This is a genomic window from Parvibaculum sp., assembly GCF_049672805.1.
Lineage (GTDB): Bacteria > Pseudomonadota > Alphaproteobacteria > Parvibaculales > Parvibaculaceae > Parvibaculum.
In genome coordinates this window covers 1-20,396 of record NZ_JBATWS010000097.1, presented here as the reverse complement: position 1 = coordinate 20,396, position 20,396 = coordinate 1, and the positions used below count along the sequence as shown (strand labels likewise).

Here is a 20,396-nt window from a genome sequence, read left to right as displayed (position 1 = left end):
TACAATCACTTTGCTGTTACCCGCGCTTTCCCCAGTGCGAAGAAAGCCAGGCACCCATGCGCTCTATCGCTTCCTCGCCCGGCGCGAACATCTGGTAGAAGGCTTGCCATACATGAAACATGTCGGGTGCAACTTCGAGTTCCACTTCCACACCGGCTTCGCGGGCACGCGCGGCAAGGTTGCGCGAATCATCGAGCAGCACTTCATCGTCGCCGACCTGAATGAGAAGCGGCGGGAGGCCGGCGAGGTTTCCGAAATTGGGTGAGGCGAGCGGGTCACGCGGGTCTGCGCCTGCCAGATAGACATTTGCGAGTTCCCTTATCCCTTCCGGCGTGATCATCGGATCAGCTTCCGCGCGCGTTTCATAACTGCCGGTCGCGCAGGTGAGATCGCTCCACGGGCTGATGAGCGCGGCGCCCGCCGGAAGCGGCAAGCCCTCATCGCGCGCCGCAAGGAGCGTTGCCGCAGCAAGGCCGCCGCCCGCGCTGTCACCCGCAAGCGCGATCTGCTCCGGCTTCTGTCCCCGATCGAGCAACCAGCGGTAGGCTTTCACACCATCCTTCACCGCCGCGGGAAAAGGGTTCTCGGGCGCAAGCGCATAATCCACGCTCAGCACGCGCGCCTTTGCGGCAAGGGCAATGCGCGACACGATATGGCGATGGGAAACGGAGGAGCCGATGACATAGCCACCGCCGTGAAAATAGAGAAGCGTGTTGCCCGCCCCTGCCTCATCCGTCAGCCCGTCGGGAAGGGCCCATTCCGCACCAAGGCCGCCAAGATCGGCCCGCCTGACGGTCACGCCAGCCGGGATGGGGAACTGTTCGGCATTGCCGTCCATGACCTTGCGGCGATCTTCCAGCGAGAGTGCTCCCCTTTTTGCCCTTTCGCGCACCAGATGCTTCAGGCGCTCTACACTCATGCTTTCCCGCTTGATAGACATTCCCCGCTCCCTGTGGTCCGATTCACTTCATCGATTCGCGCGCGGCGATCCGATTGCTGACGCCATGCTAGCAGGCGGCGAAGGTGATGCAGCCGGAAAGACGTTCCCAAATCTCCGGCGGGCATTTTCGAGGGTCGGGTTTGAACATGCCGGAAGAAATTGCAATGACCGACACAGCCGATCCCACAGTCGCCAGTTCCATGATTGATGGTGAGGTTGCCTATTCCCGCGCCGCCTATGAGGTGCTGCTGCGCCTTGATGCGGATACGCGCAGGCTGGTCCGGCTTGCTGCCTTGGCAGAAGGAGACCGGAAGATCGGCTCCCATCTCTTCAGCAAAGATGCCGGAGCCGGACTCCGCATCGTGTTTCAGCGCAAGGGTAACAGAACGGCGATCCTCGCCCTCACCGGCAGGAGAGCAGCGTGACCAAAACCCATCAGAAAATCATCGGACCTGACGGCGAACCGCTTTTCGTGCTCGTTCCCGTGAAAGACTATGAAGCCTTGCAGCGCGCGGCGGAAGATATCGAGGATCTCCGCGCGGCGGGTGCCACACTTGCGCTTGGCACTGAAGGGCTCGCCCCTGTACCTGCAGCGGTTGCCCATCGTATCGCGGATGGGGAAAACCCGGTGCGTGTGTGGCGCGAGCATAGAGGCATGAAAGCGATCGAGCTTGCCCGCGCGGCGGGCATGAGCGCGCCCTATCTCTCGGAAATCGAGACCGGCAAGAAAGACGGCACCTTCCGCACCATGGCTGCCATTGCGCGGGTGCTTTCCGTCTCGCTTGACGATCTCGCCCCGCCTGCAGACGAGGAAGATCGCCGGGCGCGCGAGCAGGCGGCCCTTCTCGATGGCATCCATGCGCAGGTTCGCAAGCTTGTGGCGCTTGTCACCGGCCCGAGTGACTTCAACACTGCTGCCGTGCGCCGCGCGGTCACGACGCTTGCGGCGGATGCCGTTTCGCTCAAATCGGAAGGTCTCGGTTCTTCTGCGTGGCTGGACGGGATACTGGAAGGCGCGCGCACCATTCTCGACCTCGTGGATCGGGCCGAGGGCGATATCATCGACACGGCAAGGCAGGCGCGCCGCGCCCTGGAAGAAGTGGTCTCGGGGCCAGGCTTTTGCCCGGCGTCCCCCGCTCCGTCGGATGAAGAGATATTCACGTCCGCCTATGCCACACAGAGCGCGGCGGACTAGACCTCAGGCCTCGACTACAACCGTGCCGCTTGCGACAAGCTCGGTTGCGAGCACCATATCCCAGCAATGAAGCGCGAAATCGGCTCGGTCTGTGGAGATCGTGTCGAAGAGCCCGCCGATCCGCTCAAGATCGCCCTTGCCCGGCAGCCCGCCGCCGCGGCGCATATCAACAGCGGCGACGATCAGATCACCGAACTCCTTGCGGTTCATGCCGACGGCCTTGGCAAATACGGAAAGCGGTTCGCCGCCGTGATCGCTCAGGATACGGAACATCGTCTCGCTGCGGATGCCTGCAGCGGCAGCAAGGCCATCCACCAGGCCACCTGCGTCGCCACCCAAAAGCCAGGCGAGGCGCTGTTTTTCAACCGGCACGGGACGGCGCAGGACGGACAGCGCGAAATCAAGCGGCGCATCCTCGAATGTATCCGTCAGCACATCTTCCATCGCCTCATGGATATTCTTCCGTTCTACCGTGAAGCGGTTCAGAATCTCCAGTCGCAGGGAAGATGGCACCCACCAGAAAACGAGATGCGCAAGGCGGAGTGTCAGTTCCGGGCGGGCAAGAAGCGGTGCCTGAAACTCCGGCTCGGCGGCGCTGCGGCGCGCCAGTGTTTCGATGGCGCGGTGAGACAGTTCCGCCGTGCGGTTTTCGAGAAGCGTCACAAGGATCGGTGTTTCGCCAAGTTCGACCAGCACGTCGGCAACGGCGCTGGCGAGATCGCGCCGCGCTGCCAGAAGCGTTCGGTGTTCGCGCATGCCTTCACGCGCCACATGCACAAGATCACCCTCTTTCAGCAATGTGCTTTCCGTGAGGATCGGCCGGGCGATGTCGGGCTTGTCGAGCGCGAGGGCGAGCGCCAGTTCGCGCGGGCCTTCCACCTGCGCGGCAAGGCGGTCTGCAAGGCGGCGGCGTGCGGCTTCATCGAGGCGTGACACAAGCCCGGCAAGTACCGTATCGAGAATGCTGCGTTCCTGCGGCGAGGTGAGCGAGGCCGGCAACAGCGCAAGATCGCAAAGACGGCGCAGCGCCGCGTCCCGCGTGCGGGACGGATCATCGAAAGATGCCGCCTTGATCTGCCGTTCGAGCGCCATGCGCATAGCCCTGTACTCCCGGCCCGCTGCCGGAGCGCCCATCTCACCACCCGCGCCTTAACGTCCCGTAAAGCATGAGCCATTTGCCGGGAGGCCATCATGGCTTATTGTCCCAAAGCCCATCCGGGCAGAACGGAGCCCTGCCCCATGCCACGCCTTCGCCTTGTCTTTCTTTTGAGCCTGCTGCTTCCGCTTGCCGCCTGCGGGCTCGGCCGCAGCGAACATGCGGATAAACCGAATTACAAGGCGGGTTATTCCGATGGCTGCTGGAGCGCCACATCGCAGGTACCGGGCGATCCCTCCACCATCACCCGTAATGAGGAAGCCTTCCGGGGAGATGCGGCCTATAATGCCGGGTGGAAGTCCGGCTATTCAGCCTGCCGCATCCGCGAAAGCGGCGGCTCGATGGGGATGCCGGATGTGAGCGGCCGGGGCACCGGACCACAATAATCAGACAGGAGCGTTCATGCGCCTCATCCTCGGACTGATCGTCATTGCCATTGTCGCGGTAATTGCTTTTCCCGTTATCTGGTATGGTGAGGTTGACCCCTGCCGGATGCTTGCCAAGGAAATGGCGCATGAGGCTTATGGGCCGCTGGCGGAGCTGGTCGGCAATGATCCCGATGACGTGCCATCCAGCATGGAAAGTTCCATGCGGCTGGTGACAAGCCAGATGAGCGGGCGTGAATGTGTGGATGCCCTCTGGGATCGCTGGACGAGCGGCGAGAAGAGCTAGGCGCTGCTTGCGACGACAGCCCCTGCCTCCGGCAAGGCGGGCACGGGATCAGGCGCAATCACATCTTCTGCGTCGGCAATCTCGCGCCAGACAACACCCGGTATATCGTCAATGAGCGCCGCGCCGGCCACGGCGAAGGGAAGCTGGAAACCCGGCTTCGCATGTCCCGTCACCGCAGCCCGCGCGAGCACCACGGCCGCCTCGGCTGAATATAGATGAGCATGCGGTGTCTCAAGCCGCGCACGGCACCGCGCCCCCTCCGGCGTGCGCGCCTCGGCCCAGACATAGGCGCGCTCCTTTTTGAGTTGCGCCGCTGTCGGGGAAAGCCGCCCCTGGGAGAGCTTCCGCTCCAGCCGCTTGACGCCCCAGCCGCGCGCAAAGAGCTTCGCCTTGAACCCGCGCTTTTCAAGCACGCGGATCGCGCGGACGGGCAGCACTTCATAGCTTTCAAGGGTGGAATAGGCGCCGCGATGCCGTGCAGCCACAACCTCACCCCGCCAAGGGGCGAGATGAGCGGTCTCGGCTCCTTCTCCGAAATCCACTTCCACTGTTCGTTCGCCGGGGCGAGCCGGGACGAACTGCCCGTTCTTCACCGTCGTGCCTTGCTGTGTGAGAGCGGCAACGAGGCGCTTGGCCTCCTCAAGCGTCGGCGCTCCGCGCTTCACGGCGATAGTGACGGCGCGCGCTCCGCGCAGGATTTGCGCAAGGCGCTCGGCGAGCGCGTCAATGGCAGCGAAGTCGAAACCTGCCCCGGCCATCACCATGACGCCCGCACCGCGCGCCGTTTCGTCGTGGCCGGCGATGGAGGCCACCTGAGCGCGGTCGCTGGTCAGGTCAATGTAATGCGTGCCCGTTTCGATGCAGGCATTGATGAGCGAGAGCATCGCCCCTTCTTCCAGCGGAGAGGTGTTTACCACCACGGCGATATCATCGAGTGCGGTGGAGATGCGCGTCTTGTCGGCGAGCGTGAAGGTGCGCGGTTCGGCGAGGGTGGTTTTTGTTTCCCTTGAAATCGCTGCCGCGTGCTGCGCGACACCCGCGATGATGCGGCCACCCGCGACATGGGAAATGCCGCGCCGCGCTGCTGCCCGCGAGGCGAGCGCGCCTGCGAAGCCATCCACGCCGTAGATGAGAATCCGCGATTTCACCGGTCTGCTCCTTGAATGGACCGCCCTTGCCCATTCGCGCGCCATTGTTACGAAGAGGCAGCGCGGATCGCAATGCGAGGCGATACACAGCATAAAACTTATGCGCAGTAGGGTTAATTTTCTGCAGCGGAGAAGGCGTCGCAGGGTGTAAATTGCGCGACCGCGCCCCTATATGGGCAAAACTCCGCCAGCCCCACCCATTTCAGTCCCGGCAGTTCGCACTCATGCATGCACCGATCCCCGCAATCGAGATCCGTAATCTCGCCAAGGTTTACCCGGACGGCTTTCAGGCATTGAAAGGGGTCGATCTGGAGATTCAACCCGGCGAAATCTTCGCGCTGCTCGGGCCGAATGGTGCGGGCAAGACGACGCTGATCAGCATTGTCTGCGGCATCGTCAATCCGTCCTCCGGCACGGTGCGCGTAAGCGGGCACGACATTATTCGCGATTTCCGCGCGGCCCGCTCGCTGATCGGCCTCGTACCGCAGGAACTGACCGTCGAATCCTTTGAAAGCGTGCTCGACACGGTGACATTCAGCCGGGGGCTTTTCGGCCAGCCGCCAAACCCTGCCCATATCGAAAAAGTACTGCGCGACCTTTCCCTCTGGGAGAAACGCGACAACCGCGTGATGGAACTTTCGGGCGGCATGAAGCGACGCGTCATGATTGCGAAGGCGCTCAGCCACGAACCGAAGATCCTGTTCCTTGATGAGCCGACGGCGGGCGTTGATGTGGAACTGCGCCGGGACATGTGGGAGATGGTTCGGCGGCTGCGCCAGAGCGGCGTCACCATCATTCTCACCACGCATTATATCGAGGAAGCCGAGGAGATGGCAGACCGCATCGGCGTCATCAACAAGGGCGAGATCGTGCTGGTTGAAGAGAAGAACAGGCTGATGAAGCAGCTTGGCCGGAAGGAGCTTTCCGTTCACCTGCAAACGCCGCTTACTGCGCTACCGCCTGCGCTTTCCAATCGCCCTCTCGAACTGACCGATGACGGGCACACGCTTGTCTATAGTTTTGACGCACAGGCGGAGGAAAGCGGCATACCGGAACTTCTCAAAGCGCTGGGCGATGCGGGCATCGATTTCTGCGACCTGCGCACGCGGGAAAGTTCGCTTGAAGATATTTTCGTTGATCTGGTGAGGGCACGCGCATGACGTTCAATTTCCATGCAGTCCGCGCGATCTATGTTTTCGAAATGGCGCGCACCTTCCGTACCCTGATGCAGAGCATTCTCTCGCCGGTCCTGTCCACCTCGCTCTATTTCGTCGTGTTCGGGGCTGCCATCGGCTCGCGCATTCAGGAAGTGGATGGCGTTTCCTATGGGGCTTTCATCATCCCCGGCCTCATCATGCTTTCCTTGCTGACGGAGAGCATTTCGAACGCCTCTTTCGGCATCTACATGCCGAAATATTCCGGCACGATTTACGAAATTCTGTCTGCACCCATTTCCGCGCTCGAAACCGTGATTGGCTTCGTCGGAGCGGCGGCAACGAAGTCGCTCATTCTGGGTGTTCTCATCCTCATCACGGCGCGCTTCTTTGTGGATTATGAAATCCAGCATCCGTTCTGGATGGCGGCCTTTCTCGTTCTCACGGCCCTCACCTTTTCCATGTTCGGGTTCATTCTCGGCATCTGGGCCGACAGCTTCGAGCGATTGCAGATCGTGCCCATGCTGATCGTGATGCCGCTCACCTTTCTTGGCGGCAGCTTCTATTCGATTACCATGCTGCCGCCGTTCTGGCAGACGGTGACGCTGTTCAATCCGGTCGTCTATCTGGTGAGCGGTTTCCGCTGGAGCTTTTACGGTTCGTCCGATGTCGGCGTGGAGTTCAGCATCATCGCCATTCTCGGCTTCCTTGCGCTCTGCACGGGCCTCATCTGGTGGATATTCCGCACGGGCTACAGGCTGAAAGTGTGAGGCGACCAGATGGATGCCACCCGACAGTTCATTTCTCGCGGACAACAGCTTCACGCTGCCGCCCTGCCATCCGGCCAGGGGCCGACATAGACTGACTGCGGACGGATGAGACGGCCCACCCTTTCCTGCTCCATAACATGTGCCGTCCATCCCGCTATGCGCGCCATGGCGAAGACACTTGTCACCGCATCGCGCGGAATGCCGAGCGCCTCGAGCAGAACAGCCGTGTAGTACTCCATATTGGTATCGATCCGGCTGCCGGGCTTTGCCTTGCGGAGCGCCGCGAGAGCAGCAACCTCCACGTCACGTGCGAAGCGGACGCGTTCGTTGCCATTGGTGAGGATCGTCACCGCCTTGTTGAACACATCGGCGCGCGGGTCGCGCACCTTATAGACGCGGTGCCCGAAGCCCATCAGCCTTGCGCCGCCTGCGAGCGCATGCTCCAGCCAGGACTCGATATTCTCGCGCGCGCCGATTTCATCCAGCATGTCGAGAACGGGGCCAGGTGCGCCGCCATGCAGCGGCCCCTTCAGCGCGCAGAGCGCGCCGACAATCGCGGAGACAGTGCCCGCCCTGGTCGCGGCGATGACGCGCGCCGTGAAGGTCGAGGCATTCATGCCGTGGTCGCTCACCGTGACCATGTAGGCGTTGAGTGCATCGATTTCTGCCGCGCTCGCAGGTTCGCCTCTCAGCATGTGAAGGAAGTCTTCGGCATGGCCCGCCTGCCCGTCCGGCGCGACGGGCGCCTTGCCCTCTGCCGCCCGGCAAAGCGCTGCCGTGAAAACGGCGGCGGCCCCCAGAAGGCGGATATGGTCGGGTGCATCTGCCTCATCCCCCAGAAGGGAGAGGCCCGTCCTCAACCCTTCCGTAATAGGCGCACCGGCCGCGAGCTGAAGCAGACCGGGGACTAGCGCGAAGGCCGCCTCCCGTGCCTCGCCAAGTGCGGCGCGCAACGCTTCGCCAGCGGGCGCCTGATCGAGACCTGCCGCCGCACAGAGAGCGGCAACGGCACCCTCGAAATCATGGGTCGCGGCGAGTTCTTCCACATCATGTCCCGCAATGATGAGGCGGCCTGCCTCGCCATCCACATGGCTGAGGCGCGTTTCAGCGGCGACCACATTATCGAGGCCGCTGGCGCTTGCGGGGCGAAGGCCTGAGACGGGGATGGTCATGATCTTTCTCCTTTTACCAGGGGCTGCAAAGGCGGCCCGTGGATGAAAGGTGAAGATCAGTTGATTAGAGATCAATCTTGATTAAGATAATCAATATATAGAAAGAGACGCGCATGGCTGATGCTCCTGAAGGCCTTTACCTCACCGCTCGCGAGGCTGCGGCGGAGCTCGGCGTTTCGCTTGCAACGCTTTACGCCTATGTGAGCCGCGACATGATCCGCTCGGAGCCGGTGCCGGACAGCCGGGCGAAGCGTTACCGGGCCGAAGATGTGCGGGCGCTGAAACTCCGCCGCGCCCCGGCAAAGGCGGAGGCCGGAACGGGGGCCGCCGCCCTCAGCTTCGGCCAGCCGGTGCTCGATTCAGCCATCACGCTCATTGCCGACGGGCGGCTCCATTATCGCGGCTCCGATGCAACAGCACTGGCTAAAAGTTCAAGTCTCGAGCAAGTGGCGGCCCTTCTCTGGGGCTGCCGTGACACCCAGCCTTTTACAAAGGATGCCGTGTTCCACCCTTCCGAGCGACTTGCGGCCCTCGCCGCCTCGCTTTCGCGCGTGCCGAGGATCGAGCGGTGCCTTTCGCTTCTGCCGCAGGCCGCACTTGAAGATGCCGCCGTGTACAACATGACGGATCGCGGCCTTGCCGCCACAGGCGCGCGGCTGTTGCGCTATGTGGCAGCCGTGATTGCAGGCGAAGCGCCGAGCAGCAAGCCCGTGCACGAAGTGCTCACAAGGGCGCTGACGCAGGGCGAGAAACCGGCGGCCGATCTCATTCGCGCCGCGCTGGTTCTCTCTGCCGACCATGAGTTGAACGCTTCCGCCTTCACGGTTCGCTGCGTCGCGGGCACGGGCGCGACACTTTATGCCGCCGTGCAGGCCGGCATCTGTGCAGCGCAGGGGCCGAAACATGGCGGGCTTTCGGGCCGCGTCGAAGGTCTGCTTCTCGACATGGCAAACCGGCTCGATGTGGAAGATGCCGTGTTGCAGCGACTGAAAGACAATGATCCCGTCCCCGGCTTCGGCCATCCGCTTTATCCCGATGGTGATCCGCGCGCTGCCGCCCTTCTCGCCCTCACGCGGGAAAAATATGGCGATGACGCAAACTTCCACCGCGCCGAGCGCATCATCCGCGTCATGGAGGAAGCGGGCGGGCTCCGGCCCAATATCGATTTTGCGATTGCGACGGTCGGCACGGTTCTGCATCTGCCAAGGGGCGCGGGGCTCAGCATCTTCGTACTCGGGCGCACAGCGGGCTGGATCGGGCACGCCATCGAACAATATCGCACCGGACTGATGATCCGCCCCCGGGCGCGCTACACGGGTGAGACACCACGCGGAAAAATCTGATACAGGCTAAAGGTCGGCCGACGGCGAGGCGCCGCAGGGAGGGATGAATGACCGAGGCGAGAACAGCGGCTGTCGCCGGGGCGACGGGATTGATCGGTGCGCATCTGGTTCGGATGCTGGTGGCTGACCCCGCGTATGGAAAAGTCATCGCCTTTTCCCGGCGACCGCTTGAAGGCATTTCATCGCCCAAGCTGCAAACCATGGAAGCGGATTTCGAGAAGGCAGAGGAAAATCTCCGAGGCGCTCAGCTTGATGATGCCTTCTGCGCTCTGGGCACCACAATCAAGCAGGCCGGAAGCCAGGATGCCTTTCGCAAGGTCGATCATGACTACATTCTCGCCTTTGCACGGGCGGCGAAGGCAGCAGGCGCAAAACGCTTTCTCCTCGTCTCGGCAATGGGAGCGAGCGCTTCTTCCTCCATTTTCTATTCGCGGGTAAAGGGCGAGACAGAACGCGATATCCGGGCGCTTGGCTTTGAAACGCTGCATATCTTCCGCCCCGGCCTGCTGCTTGGTGAACGGGCGGAAAAGCGCTCGGGCGAAGAGATCGGCGCTGCGCTGACGCCTTTCCTCAACCCGCTGATGATCGGGCCGCTGCGTGACTATCGCTCCATCCGGGGCGAGGCTGTGGCAGGTGCCATGCGCGGAGCTGCCCTCTCCCCCGCACTTGAAAGGGGAGCGCATATCCACACCCATGATGCGATGATGCATCTTGCGAGCATTTGAATTCACGCGTCTGTGATAAGATCGCGCAAAAGAACATAAAGGGGAGGCCCTGTTTCATGGCGCAGACGCATGAGGCTGCGGAGCTTGCGGCGGCGCGCCGGGTGAGGCTCAACTATTATCTTGGCGGCCAGGCAAGCTGGTTCATCAGCCTTGGCATCCAGTTCGTCATCTTCCCCTTTCTGGTTACGCAGGTTCTGAACGAGCCTGCGGCCCGTGTCGGCATTGCGCAAATGTCGCTGATGCTGCCTTCGCTTTTCCTCATGCTGCTGGGCGGAACGGTTGCCGATCACGGCGATGCGCGCAGCATTCTCATCCGCGTGCATCTTCTGTCATGTCTGCCGCCGATCATTCTCGCCAGCATCATGCTTGCGGGCGATCTCAGCTATTCCATGCTCATCATCTATGCGCTGACAATGGGCACGATCAGCGCCTTTGCCGTGCCTGCGCGTGACAGCGCGCTGACCCGTGTGGCGGCGACAGGCATCCAGCAGGCGGTGACGCTTGCCATGGGTGTGCAGATGGGCGCGCAGCTTGTCGGCATGTTGATCGCCGCAACTGCCGCCATCACCGGCACGCCTGCCCTGCTCTTCTTTCAGGCGGCCGTCATGCTTGCGGGCCTCTGGATGGCGATGAAGCTTGCACCACTCCCGCCGACCAATGTGGCGGCCGCAACAAGCCGCCTTGCGCAGATCGTCGATGGCATCCGCTCGGCGGCAGAAGTTCCGATCGTTGCGACGGTGATCCTTCTCAATTTCGCGGTAGGGCTTTTCTATGTCGGCAGCTTCCTCGTGGCACTGCCGCTGATGATCCGCGACATCTATGACAGCACGGCGAGCGAGTTCACGCTGCGCTTTGCGCTCATCAATATCTGCTTCTGGGGCGGCACCATCGTTGCAAACCTGACGCTCTTGCGCATCGGCCATATCCGCCATCGCGGGCGGGTGATGATGGCGTCGCTGACAAGCGGCCTCATCATTCTGGCGCTGTTTCACTTCGCCATGCCGTTCTGGGTGCTGTGCCTGCTCGTTTTCTGGTGGGGCATGGGTGCCGGTACGACCATGACGATGGGACGCACCATCGTGCAGATCGCGGCAGCGGAAACGCATCTCGCCCGTGTGCTTGCCGCCTATCAGCTTGGCTTCTCCGGCGGCGCACCGCTTGGCTCGCTGATGATGGGGCTGATTGTCAGCTGGCTTGGCATATTCGATGCCATGCTGGTGCCTGCCACCATCATGGTCGGCATATTGGCCCTGCTCTATTTCTTCACGCCGATCTGGAGCTATCGGGCGGAAAGGGAATAGAGCCTCACCCTGCCAGCCGTTCCGGCTCGCGCCGTGCCGAAGCCGGATTCGAGAACTCCATCACGCCATCTTCCACCTGACCGAATTTCATCGACATGAGGTCAAGCGCGTAGTTCTGGTAGAGCTTCCACGGCTTCTTCGTTCCCTGCTTTGGGAACATGGCAATCGAGCGCTGCACATAACCCGAGGTGAAATCGAGCCAGGGTTCGGGCTGCACTTCGGGGTCATTGAGGCGCGGCGTCGCCTGCTTCATGCCGCGCTCATCCATTATGTTGAGCAGGCGGCAGACATATTCGCAGGTCAGATCGCATTTCAGCGTCCATGACGCATTCGTATAGCCAAAGGCCGAAGCAAGGTTCGGCACATCGCTATACATCATGCCCTTATAGGTCATCGTCTCTGACAGATTAACCTCCCTGCCATCAACCGTGAGGGAAAGGCCGCCCAGCACCTTGAGCCGCAGGCCCGTTGCCGTGACGATGATATCGGCTTCGAGCCCCTTGCCGGATTTGAGCAGGATGCCCTTTTCCGTGAAGCGGTCGATGTGGTCTGTCACGACGGATGCGCTTCCTGCTTTCAGCGCCTTGAACAGATCGCCATTCGGCACGAGGCAAAGGCGCTGATCCCACGGATTATAGTTGGGCGTGAAATGCGTCTCGACATCAAAGTCGGGACCAAGCTGCTCGCGCACGCCGCGAAGGATGAGGTTCTTCGCCTTTTCCGGCTTCGTGCGGCAGTAATTGTAAAAGAACATACCGAAGAGCACGTTCTTCCAGCGCGTAATGCCATAGGCAAGTTTTGCGGGCAGGTTACGACGCAGCCAGTTTGCGAGGCGATCTTCCTCCGGCCGCGAGACGACATAGGTGGGCGTGCGCTGGAGCATGGTGACATGCGCCGCGTCCTTCGCCATTTCGGGAACAAGCGTTACCGCCGTTGCACCCGAGCCGATCACGATGACGCGCTTGCCACGGTAATCGAGGTCTTCCGGCCATTCCTGCGGATGGACGATCCGGCCCCTGAAATCATTGACGCCTTCGAAGTCCGGCATATAGCCGCCTTCATAGTCGTAATAGCCACTGCACATGAAAAGGAAGTTGCAGGTGATGCGCACGCGCTCGCCGCCCGCGCGCTCGGCTTCCACCGTCCAGGCCGCATCCTCGCTCGACCATGAGGCAGCCTTCACCATGTGGCCGAAGCGGATATTGCGGTCGATCTGGTTCTCGCTCGCCGTCTCGCGCACATATCTCAGGATTGCCGGGCCATCGGCGATGGCCTTCGGGTCCGTCCACGGCTTGAAGGAATAGCCGAGCGTGTACATGTCCGAATCAGAGCGGATGCCAGGATAGCGAAAGAGATCCCATGTGCCGCCGCTGCGATCCCGCCCTTCCAGAATGACATAGGATTTCGACGGGCAGTTTTTCTGAAGGTGATAGGCCGCGCCGATGCCTGACAGGCCCGCGCCGACGATCAGAACGTCAAAGTGCTCATGGGAGGATTGGTGCGCCATGATGGGCGAGACTCCGTTGGACGTAGGGTCATGCAGCTAGCTGGAGCGTATATCTATACTCTCTGAAGCGCATTTGCATCCCTTAATTGACAAAAAAGTAAGTAAGACGGCACACGCTTCCGGCCAGATGCGTAACCCTACTCCGTCTTTTGGGAGAGTTTCGGCACGGGGCGTGTAGTAAGCTTTCCGTACCAATATTTGCTTTTCAGGGATTCGTTGATGATGCCGCCGGCTCGCGATCATCGCGCCGATCATCGCTGGTATATGGCCGGTGTCTGGGGATTTTTCCTCGCATCTGGCATTCAGGGTGTTCTCTTTCCGTGGATCATCGCCTTTGTTCTGAATGAAAGTTCGGAACGGGTGGGTATTGCGCAGATGCTTTCCATGCTGCCCATGCTGCTGCTTGGCATGTTTGGCGGCGCTGCAGCCGACCGGGCAGAGCTTCGCAGCCATCTGATGCGGCTTCAGGCATTTTCAATCCTGCCCCCCATCGCCCTCGCGCTTTTCATCACAAACGGCATTCTCTCCTTCGAGCTGATGATCCTTTATGTGCTGGTGCTGTCCTCTCTCGGCGGCTTCATCATGCCCGCGCGCGACTCCATGCTGTCACGCGTGGCGATGGTGAGCCTTGACGGCAATATCCAGCGCGCCGTGGCCCTTGCCATGAGCGGGCAGTTTCTCGGACAAGTCGGCGGTTATCTTCTTGGCAGTCCCGCCGAATATGTGGGGGCCGCGCCGCTCCTTATCCTGCAAAGCATTTTCCTCGCCTTCTCCGTTTATGCCACGTCGCGGCTTGCACCTGCACCGGCAGCGCCGCGCGCGGGCACGAAACGCTCCCCGCTCCGTGACGTGAAAGAAGGTCTTGCTGCCGTCTGGCAGGACCAGCGCATTCGCCCCGTGCTGCTGATGATGTTCTTCTCGGGCATCCTCTTCATGGGCGTCTTCATGGTGCTCTTCCCGATTCTCATTCGCGACATCTATCACGGCAGTTCGCGCGAGATCGGCTTTGTCTTCATGTCCTTCTTTGGCGGCATCGGCATTTCCTCGTTCGTGCTGTCGCGTCTGCGGCCCATTCGCCGCCAGGGCCGCGCGATCATGCTCGCCATGTGTACGGGCTCGGCGGTGATGATCCTTGTTCATCTCCATCCGCCTGTATGGGGCGTCTATCTGCTTGCCCATTGCTGGGGTCTTGCGGCGGGCGTGTCTATGAGCCAGTCACGCGCCATCGTGCAGGAAAGCGCGTCGGATGCGCTGCGGGCGCGAATGCTTGCGGGCTTCAATCTCGGCACGATGGGCGGCGGCCCCATCGGTTCGCTGCTGACCGGCTATGTCATCCGCTGGCTCGGGCCGACAGATGCCGTGCTGGTGCCTTGCGGCCTGATGGTGCTGCTCTGGGCAGCCGTCTATTTCTTCACCCCGCTCTGGCGGATTGAAGCACCGCCGAAATAAAAACCCCGCCCGTGAAGGGCGGGGTTTTGAGTTCGCGCTGCGCGGCGCCTAGCTGTATTTGCGCTCTTCCCACCAGGGGTAGAAGGACGGCATGTCCTTCGACACCTTGCAGGGATAGTTCGCCGGGCGCTTTTCAAGGAAGGACATGACGCCTTCCTTCGCATCGGCGCTCGCGCCGCGGGCATAGATGGCGCGGCTGTCGATCTTGTGCGCTTCCATCGGATGATCGGCACCGAGAAGACGCCAGAGCATCTGGCGTGTCAGTGACACGGAAACGGCTGCCGTGTTGTCCACGATTTCGCGGGCAAGCGCGCGCGCGGCCGGGAGAAGTTCGTCCGGTTTGTGGATCGAGCGAATAAGGCCGCCCTTCAGCGCCTCTTCGGCATCAAACACGCGGCCCGTATAGGTCCATTCCAGCGCCTGACTGATGCCGACGATACGCGGCAGGAAATAGCTGGAGCAGGCTTCCGGCACGATACCGCGACGGGCAAAGACGAAACCGAAGCGCGCATTCTCTGACGCCAGACGAATATCCATCGGCAACTGCATGGTGACGCCCACGCCGACCGCCGCACCATTGATCGCACCGATAACGGGCTTCAGGCTTTCGAAGATGCGCAGCGTCAGGCGGCCACCGCCATCGCGCACGCTTTCATGGCTCCAGTCGATCTCGCCATTCGGCTTGATCGGCGTGTCGGCCTTTTCAGGCCGGTCGTCGCGCTGGGCGTAGTCGAAGGTCTTGGCACCGGCGGAAAGGTCCGCACCCGCACAGAAGGCGCGGCCTTCACCCGTAATGATGATTGCACGGACATCGTCATCCGCATCGGCCCTGTCGAAGGCGTCGATCATCTCGAACATCATCTGGCCGGTAAAGGCATTCAGCTTGTCCGGGCGGTGCAGCGTGAGGGTGAGGATATTGTCCTGCACCTCGTATTTGATTGTTTCGTAGGCCATTCTGTTTCTCCCTGTTGATCTCTTTTTACGCGAATTCCGATGTCGTGTCGCGAGGCGGCATGCAATGCCGTTGCGTCAACTGTCGCTGCCCATGAAGATAAGTTGACGTTAACGTCATCTTGCTGTGTGTTTGCGCCAAACGGCCCGAAAAATCCCGGGCCAAGATATAACAATGGACTCGCAGAAAAGCGAAATCCGGCAGGGCAATCCATCCCTGCTTTTCAGTTTGATGCCGGGAGACGACCAGCGATGCATCCGTCCATACACGCGAAGACCAACCCCGAGAAGCCTGCCTATATCATGGCCTCGACGGGTGAGACCGTCAGCTACAAGGAGCTTGATGAACGCTCCAACCAGGTTGCGCAGCTTTTCCGCGCGCATGGCCTGAAGCCCGGCGATGCCATCGCCATCTTCATGGAAAACAACGCGCGCTATTTCGAAATCTGCTGGGGTGCGCAACGCTCCGGTCTTTACTTCACCTGTATCTCGTCGCGCCTGACCTCCGGCGAAATCGAATATATCGCGCAGGATTGCGGGGCGAAGATGTTCTTCACCTCCAAGGGTCTGGAGAAGACGGCAACCGAGCTGCTGAAAGGCAATCACCTGCCGGGCGTTGAACGCCTCTTCGCGATTGGCGGTCATATTGACGGCTATGAAGATTACGAAGCCGTGCGCGACACCATGCCGAAGACACCCATCGCCGACGAAACGGCGGGCATGGACATGCTCTATTCGTCCGGCACGACCGGCCGCCCGAAGGGCATCCGTATTCCGCTTTCCGGCGGGCCGATCGATGAGGTTGCGAGCCTCACCATGCTCGTGCAGTTCCTCTATGGCATGGATGAAAATGTGCGCTATCTCTCGCCCGCACCGCTCTACCATGCAGCGCCGCTGCGCTACTGCATGACGGTCAACCGCCTCGGCGGCACGGTTGTCGTGATGGAGCATTTCGATCCGGAAGACGCGCTCCGCCAGATCGAAAAGCACAAGATTACCCACAGCCAGTGGGTGCCGACCATGTTCGTGCGTATGCTGAAGATGCCGGAAGATGTGCGGAAGAAGTACGACGTCTCATCGCTCAAGGTCGCGATTCACGCCGCCGCCCCCTGCCCCATCCCCGTGAAGGAGCAGATGATCGAATGGTGGGGTCCGGTGATCTACGAATATTACGCGGGTTCTGAAGGCAACGGCTTCTGCGCGCTCAATTCGGAAGAATGGCTTGCGCATAAGGGCTCGGTCGGCAAGCCGCTGCTCGGCAAGCTTCATATTTGCGACGAGGAAGGCAACGAGGTTCCCGTAGGCGAATCCGGCGTCATCTACTTCGAAGCGGAAGACCCGAACGCGCCACAGTTTCAGTATTACAACGATCCGAAGAAGACGCAGGAAAGCCGTCACCCGAAGCATGCGCACTGGTCCACGCTCGGCGATATCGGCAAGGTGGATGAGGATGGCTATCTCTACCTCACCGACCGCAAGGCCTTCATGATCATTTCGGGCGGCGTGAACATTTATCCGCAGGAAGCCGAGAACGTGCTCGTCATGCACCCGGCTGTTGCCGACGTGGCGGTGATCGGTGTGCCGAACGAAGATTTCGGCGAGGAAGTGAAGGCGGTCGTGCAGCCCGTCAACTGGGCGGATGCAGGCCCGGCGCTCGAAGCCGAGTTGCTGGAGTTCTGCCGGAGCCAGCTTTCGGCGATCAAGTGCCCGCGCTCCATCGACTTTGAGGAGGAACTGCCGCGCCATCCGACGGGCAAACTCTACAAGCGCCTCATCCGGGACCGTTACTGGGGCAACAAGGACAGCAAGATCGTCTGACCCTGCACATCCCCAAAAAATGATCCAGAAACGGGCGCCAGGAGGCGCCCGTTTTTGTTATCCCCACCCTCGCGGACCGGATTATCCTTTCCATGCTAGATTTTGCGCCGACTCAACCAATGGAGGCTTGTATGGGGAAAGCATGGATGGGCGGCCTGTTGCGCGGCGTCGGTTTCGCGGGCGCATTGCTGGCCGGTTTCATGACCATATCGATGGTGGCCGGAGACATTGCGCTCGCCCAGACATCGGAAATGCACACGCAGGGCCGCAACTGCCGGAACCTCGGCAAGACGAACAAGGTCTTCGAGCGGAACTTCTACGTTTATTTCGACACCAATTCGAGCCGGGTGGACCCGAAATACCAGAAGGATTTCGAGCATATCTACAATCTTGCCAAGGGGCAGAAGGCCCAGCAGATCTGCCTGTTCGGCAAATCGAGCAAGACGGGCAACGCCGCTGCCAATGCGGAACTTTCCCGCAAGCGCGCCAAGAACGTAGCGGATGCCTTTGTGGCGCTGGGCTGGCCGGCCTCGCAGATCGCCATCAATGCCGAGGGCGAGGCCTGGGGCTGGCTTGAGGAAACGATGACATGGGACGCGAAGGAAGACCGCCGCGTGCGTATTCGTCTTTCCCGCTGAGGCAGGGACAGGGCATCCCCCTCTCACATGATTCCAGGGGCTTGGCGGGCATGACTGTGCCCGCTAACTTGCCTTCCGAACGAGGCTCCCACGGGGCCGCATCAGACGACCAATCATCCAAGGGAGAATCGAATGCGCGTATTTGACACCGTTGCCGACTATGTCGCCGAGAAGGGCAAGGAAATCGGCGTCAGCGAGTGGGTCACGATCGATCAGGATCGCGTCAACAAGTTCGCCGAAGCGACGGGCGACCACCAGTGGATCCATGTCGATCCCGAGCGGACCCAGAAAGAACTCGGCATGGGTACCATCGCGCATGGCTATCTGACGCTTTCGCTGCTGCCCTACCTCATGGGCAAGATCAGCACCGTCAAGAGCGCGACGCGCGGCATCAATTATGGCTCGAACTCGGTTCGCTTCACCAACATGGTGCCGGTCGGCTCCCGCGTGCGCTGCCGTGTGACGCTGAAGGACGCCGCGCCCAAGGCTGGCGGCACCCAGGTCATCAACGAAGTGACGATGGAAATCGAAGGCCATGATCGCCCGGCTATGGTCGCCGAGACGATCACGCTGATCTTCGAATAATCGACGATCGGCCGCCCGGCTTGTCCGGGCGGCCGCTGCCACCCATATTCTCTCCATATGGAAACATCGGCAGAGCAAAGGGCCGGAGGCGACATGACGACGGACAACCTTCCGAAAAACGATGATGAGTGGCGCAAGAAGCTGACGCCGGAGCAGTATGAAATCACCCGCTGCTCGGCCACAGAACGCCCCTTCACCGGTCCCTGGCTTGACGAGAAGCGGGCAGGCACATTCGTCTGCGTCTGTTGCGACACGCCGCTTTTCCGCTCGGACACGAAATATGAAAGCGGCTCCGGCTGGCCGAGCTTTTTCGATGCTATTGGCCCCGATGTAATTGCCACGCGGGATGACCTGTCGCATGGAGTTCGACGGATCGAAATTCTCTGCGCGAAATGTGATGCCCATCTCGGCCACGTCTTTCCGGATGGCCCCAAGCCGACCGGCCTGCGCTATTGCACGAATGGCCACGCACTCGACTTCAAGCCTGACGCGGACTGACAGCCGCTCATGAAACTCACACCTCCCGCCTCCGCGCCGCGCGCCGAGAAAAGACCTCAGCGCGACGTGCATCACGGCATCACGCGCATCGATGATTATGCGTGGCTGCGCGACGAGAACTGGCGCGAGGTGATGCGCGACCCGGATGTTCTGAACAAGGATATCCGCGCCTATCTCGAAGCTGAAAACGCCTATACGGAAAAGGCGCTGGAGCCGCTGACGGCGCTGCGCGAAGCGCTTTTTCAGGAAATGAAGGGGCGCATCAAGGAGGACGACAGCTCCGTTCCTTCCCCGGACGGGCCTTTTGCCTATTACACGCGCCATGTTGAAGGTGCGCAGCATCCGCTGTTCTGCCGCCGGCCGCGGGGCACGGAAGGCAATGAAGAAGTGCTGCTCGATGCCAACAAGGAAGCGGAAGGTGAAGCCTATTTCCGCATCGGCGATGTGGACCACACGCCGGACCACCGCCTGCTTGCCTGGTCCGCCGACCGGAAAGGCTCCGAATATTTCACCGTTCGCATCCGTGACCTCGAAACGGAGCGCGATCTCGCTGACGAAGTACCGGACACCTCCCCCGGCATCGTCTGGGATGCGACGGGCAAAAGCTTTTTCTACACGCGGGTTGATGATGAACACCGCCCGCTCAAGGTGTTCCGCCATGTTGTTGGCACACCTGCCACGGAAGACAGGCTCGTCTATGAAGAAAAGGATGAGGGCTTCTTTGTCGGCGTCGGCAAGACGCAGAGCGGAAAGTGGCTCGTCATTTCCTCACACGATCACCAGACAAGCGAATGTTGGCTCATTCCTGCTGATGAACCGGAGACGGCACCGCGCCTCGTCGCGCCGCGCGAAGATGGTGTCGAGTATGATCTCGAGCATGACACCACACGAAACCGCTTCCTGATCCTCACCAATGCCGACGGTGCAGAAGATTTCAAGATCGTGGAAGCACCGGAGACTGACCCCTCACGCGCGAACTGGCGTGATCTCATTCCGCATCGGCCCGGCACGCTGATCCTCAATCATGTAGCCTATAGTGGCCATCATGTTCGGCTTGAACGGCAAGGAGGCCTGCCGCGTATCGTCATTCGCCGCCTCGAAGATGGGGGCGAGCATGAGATTGCTTTCGACGAGGAAGCCTATGATCTCAATATGGGCGCGGGCTACGAATATGACACCACCACGCTGCGCTTTGCCTATAGCTCCATGACGACGCCGGCGGAGGTCTATGATTATGACCTTGAAACCCGCGAACGCGTGCTGCGCAAGCGCCAGGAAGTGCCTTCTGGTCACAACCCCGCCGATTATGTGACGCGGCGTATCTTTGCCACGGCGCCCGATGGCGAGGCCGTACCGATTTCGCTCGTTCATCGC

General features: G+C 61.1%; 20 protein-coding genes and 1 pseudogene. 15 read left to right on the top strand and 6 right to left on the bottom strand.

The genetic code is table 11. The features are described 5' to 3' along the window. Positions 1-16 precede the first annotated feature (16 nt). Positions 17-940, bottom strand: a complete 924-nt coding sequence (locus WBF74_RS03130; protein ID WP_424435028.1) for an alpha/beta hydrolase — start codon at positions 938-940, stop codon at positions 17-19. Between the two features lie 164 nt (positions 941-1,104). Between WBF74_RS03130 and WBF74_RS03125 the strand changes: the two genes are divergently transcribed. After that, positions 1,105-1,365 carry a hypothetical protein gene (locus tag WBF74_RS03125; RefSeq protein WP_424435025.1) on the top strand — a complete coding sequence of 87 codons (261 nt, stop codon included), beginning with the start codon at positions 1,105-1,107 and terminating at the stop codon, positions 1,363-1,365. Continuing rightward, positions 1,362-1,736 (top strand): annotated as a pseudogene (locus WBF74_RS03120) (helix-turn-helix domain-containing protein); the annotation flags it as partial. The gene WBF74_RS03125 and the pseudogene WBF74_RS03120, both read left to right, overlap by 4 nt. Positions 1,737-2,138: 402 nt before the next feature. On the opposite strand, the gene WBF74_RS03115 reads toward WBF74_RS03120, so the two are convergent. Beyond that, the gene (locus WBF74_RS03115; protein WP_424435022.1) at positions 2,139-3,233 is read right to left on the bottom strand and encodes a DUF2336 domain-containing protein; all 1,095 of its coding nucleotides are present in this window, start codon (positions 3,231-3,233) and stop codon (positions 2,139-2,141) included. Positions 3,234-3,374: 141 nt separating this feature from the next. Here WBF74_RS03115 and WBF74_RS03110 point away from each other — a divergent pair, with 141 nt between their 5' ends. Beyond that, a complete protein-coding gene (locus tag WBF74_RS03110) occupies positions 3,375-3,677 on the top strand; it encodes a hypothetical protein (protein ID WP_424435019.1) in 303 nt (100 codons plus the stop codon). A gap of 16 nt (positions 3,678-3,693) precedes the next feature. Continuing rightward, positions 3,694-3,963 carry a hypothetical protein gene (locus WBF74_RS03105; protein ID WP_424435016.1) on the top strand — a complete coding sequence of 90 codons (270 nt, stop codon included), beginning with the start codon at positions 3,694-3,696 and terminating at the stop codon, positions 3,961-3,963. On the opposite strand, the gene WBF74_RS03100 is transcribed toward WBF74_RS03105, so the two are convergent. Next, positions 3,960-5,111 (bottom strand): saccharopine dehydrogenase NADP-binding domain-containing protein, encoded by a 1,152-nt coding sequence (locus WBF74_RS03100; protein ID WP_424435013.1) that lies wholly within the window; start codon positions 5,109-5,111, stop codon positions 3,960-3,962. The genes WBF74_RS03105 and WBF74_RS03100 overlap by 4 nt on opposite strands. A 224-nt stretch (positions 5,112-5,335) precedes the next feature. Here WBF74_RS03100 and WBF74_RS03095 point away from each other — a divergent pair, with 224 nt between their 5' ends. Both WBF74_RS03095 and WBF74_RS03090 read left to right on the top strand, forming a co-directional pair. After that, positions 5,336-6,271, top strand: a complete 936-nt coding sequence (locus WBF74_RS03095) for an ABC transporter ATP-binding protein (protein WP_424435010.1) — start codon at positions 5,336-5,338, stop codon at positions 6,269-6,271. Further along, on the top strand, positions 6,268-7,035 hold the full coding sequence (locus tag WBF74_RS03090) for an ABC transporter permease (RefSeq protein ID WP_424435007.1): 768 nt from the start codon (positions 6,268-6,270) through the stop codon (positions 7,033-7,035). The genes WBF74_RS03095 and WBF74_RS03090 overlap by 4 nt, the downstream gene beginning before the upstream one ends. Positions 7,036-7,085: 50 nt before the next feature. Here WBF74_RS03090 and WBF74_RS03085 read toward each other — a convergent pair whose 3' ends face one another. Further along, on the bottom strand, positions 7,086-8,207 hold the full coding sequence (locus WBF74_RS03085; protein ID WP_424435004.1) for a citrate synthase/methylcitrate synthase: 1,122 nt from the start codon (positions 8,205-8,207) through the stop codon (positions 7,086-7,088). A 113-nt stretch (positions 8,208-8,320) separates the two neighbouring features. Here WBF74_RS03085 and WBF74_RS03080 point away from each other — a divergent pair, with 113 nt between their 5' ends. From WBF74_RS03080 to WBF74_RS03070, 3 genes are read left to right on the top strand one after another with little or no spacing between them, the layout of a single operon-like run. Further along, the gene (locus WBF74_RS03080; RefSeq protein WP_424435001.1) at positions 8,321-9,550 is read left to right on the top strand and encodes a citrate/2-methylcitrate synthase; all 1,230 of its coding nucleotides are present in this window, start codon (positions 8,321-8,323) and stop codon (positions 9,548-9,550) included. Between the two features lie 47 nt (positions 9,551-9,597). Then, positions 9,598-10,275: an NAD(P)H-binding protein gene (locus WBF74_RS03075; protein ID WP_424434998.1), complete on the top strand. Its 678-nt coding sequence runs from the start codon at positions 9,598-9,600 to the stop codon at positions 10,273-10,275. A gap of 56 nt (positions 10,276-10,331) precedes the next feature. Then, positions 10,332-11,576, top strand: a complete 1,245-nt coding sequence (locus tag WBF74_RS03070) for an MFS transporter (RefSeq protein WP_424434995.1) — start codon at positions 10,332-10,334, stop codon at positions 11,574-11,576. Between the two features lie 4 nt (positions 11,577-11,580). Here WBF74_RS03070 and WBF74_RS03065 read toward each other — a convergent pair whose 3' ends face one another. Next, positions 11,581-13,083 carry a flavin-containing monooxygenase gene (locus WBF74_RS03065; protein WP_424434992.1) on the bottom strand — a complete coding sequence of 501 codons (1,503 nt, stop codon included), beginning with the start codon at positions 13,081-13,083 and terminating at the stop codon, positions 11,581-11,583. A gap of 219 nt (positions 13,084-13,302) precedes the next feature. Between WBF74_RS03065 and WBF74_RS03060 the strand changes: the two genes are divergently transcribed. Then, positions 13,303-14,532, top strand: a complete 1,230-nt coding sequence (locus WBF74_RS03060) for an MFS transporter (protein WP_424434989.1) — start codon at positions 13,303-13,305, stop codon at positions 14,530-14,532. Positions 14,533-14,580: 48 nt separating this feature from the next. Here WBF74_RS03060 and WBF74_RS03055 read toward each other — a convergent pair whose 3' ends face one another. Then, the gene (locus tag WBF74_RS03055; protein ID WP_424434986.1) at positions 14,581-15,486 is read right to left on the bottom strand and encodes a crotonase/enoyl-CoA hydratase family protein; all 906 of its coding nucleotides are present in this window, start codon (positions 15,484-15,486) and stop codon (positions 14,581-14,583) included. A 249-nt stretch (positions 15,487-15,735) separates the two neighbouring features. Between WBF74_RS03055 and WBF74_RS03050 the strand changes: the two genes are divergently transcribed. From WBF74_RS03050 to WBF74_RS03030, 5 genes are all read left to right on the top strand, one after another. Further along, complete coding sequence (locus tag WBF74_RS03050) at positions 15,736-17,301, top strand: AMP-binding protein (RefSeq protein WP_424434983.1); 1,566 nt, start codon at positions 15,736-15,738, stop codon at positions 17,299-17,301. Positions 17,302-17,432: 131 nt separating this feature from the next. Further along, on the top strand, positions 17,433-17,939 hold the full coding sequence (locus tag WBF74_RS03045; RefSeq protein ID WP_424434980.1) for an OmpA family protein: 507 nt from the start codon (positions 17,433-17,435) through the stop codon (positions 17,937-17,939). A gap of 132 nt (positions 17,940-18,071) precedes the next feature. After that, positions 18,072-18,524, top strand: a complete 453-nt coding sequence (locus tag WBF74_RS03040; protein WP_424434977.1) for a MaoC family dehydratase — start codon at positions 18,072-18,074, stop codon at positions 18,522-18,524. 93 nt (positions 18,525-18,617) lie between these two features. Continuing rightward, positions 18,618-19,022, top strand: coding sequence for a peptide-methionine (R)-S-oxide reductase MsrB (msrB, locus tag WBF74_RS03035; protein WP_424434975.1), 405 nt, complete (start codon positions 18,618-18,620; stop codon positions 19,020-19,022). A gap of 9 nt (positions 19,023-19,031) precedes the next feature. Beyond that, positions 19,032-20,396, top strand: a 1,365-nt coding sequence (locus WBF74_RS03030) for a S9 family peptidase (RefSeq protein WP_424434973.1), incomplete at its 3' end; no start/stop codon positions are given.

Excerpts from the sequence above, each read along its gene's own strand:
- WBF74_RS03065 (WP_424434992.1), bottom strand. The coding sequence starts at position 13,083 with ATGGCGCACCAATCCTCCCATGAGCACTTTGACGTTCTGATCGTCGGC.
- WBF74_RS03115 (WP_424435022.1), bottom strand. The coding sequence starts at position 3,233 with ATGCGCATGGCGCTCGAACGGCAGATCAAGGCGGCATCTTTCGATGAT.
- WBF74_RS03040 (WP_424434977.1), top strand. The coding sequence starts at position 18,072 with ATGCGCGTATTTGACACCGTTGCCGACTATGTCGCCGAGAAGGGCAAG.
- WBF74_RS03050 (WP_424434983.1), top strand. The coding sequence starts at position 15,736 with ATGCATCCGTCCATACACGCGAAGACCAACCCCGAGAAGCCTGCCTAT.
- WBF74_RS03095 (WP_424435010.1), top strand. The coding sequence starts at position 5,336 with ATGCATGCACCGATCCCCGCAATCGAGATCCGTAATCTCGCCAAGGTT.
- WBF74_RS03080 (WP_424435001.1), top strand. The coding sequence starts at position 8,321 with ATGGCTGATGCTCCTGAAGGCCTTTACCTCACCGCTCGCGAGGCTGCG.
- WBF74_RS03105 (WP_424435016.1), top strand. The coding sequence starts at position 3,694 with ATGCGCCTCATCCTCGGACTGATCGTCATTGCCATTGTCGCGGTAATT.
- WBF74_RS03085 (WP_424435004.1), bottom strand. The coding sequence starts at position 8,207 with ATGACCATCCCCGTCTCAGGCCTTCGCCCCGCAAGCGCCAGCGGCCTC.
- WBF74_RS03125 (WP_424435025.1), top strand. The coding sequence starts at position 1,105 with ATGACCGACACAGCCGATCCCACAGTCGCCAGTTCCATGATTGATGGT.
- msrB (WP_424434975.1), top strand. The coding sequence starts at position 18,618 with ATGACGACGGACAACCTTCCGAAAAACGATGATGAGTGGCGCAAGAAG.
- WBF74_RS03075 (WP_424434998.1), top strand. The coding sequence starts at position 9,598 with ATGACCGAGGCGAGAACAGCGGCTGTCGCCGGGGCGACGGGATTGATC.
- WBF74_RS03060 (WP_424434989.1), top strand. The coding sequence starts at position 13,303 with ATGATGCCGCCGGCTCGCGATCATCGCGCCGATCATCGCTGGTATATG.
- WBF74_RS03110 (WP_424435019.1), top strand. The coding sequence starts at position 3,375 with ATGCCACGCCTTCGCCTTGTCTTTCTTTTGAGCCTGCTGCTTCCGCTT.
- WBF74_RS03045 (WP_424434980.1), top strand. The coding sequence starts at position 17,433 with ATGGGGAAAGCATGGATGGGCGGCCTGTTGCGCGGCGTCGGTTTCGCG.
- WBF74_RS03070 (WP_424434995.1), top strand. The coding sequence starts at position 10,332 with ATGGCGCAGACGCATGAGGCTGCGGAGCTTGCGGCGGCGCGCCGGGTG.
- WBF74_RS03055 (WP_424434986.1), bottom strand. The coding sequence starts at position 15,486 with ATGGCCTACGAAACAATCAAATACGAGGTGCAGGACAATATCCTCACC.
- WBF74_RS03090 (WP_424435007.1), top strand. The coding sequence starts at position 6,268 with ATGACGTTCAATTTCCATGCAGTCCGCGCGATCTATGTTTTCGAAATG.
- WBF74_RS03130 (WP_424435028.1), bottom strand. The coding sequence starts at position 940 with ATGTCTATCAAGCGGGAAAGCATGAGTGTAGAGCGCCTGAAGCATCTG.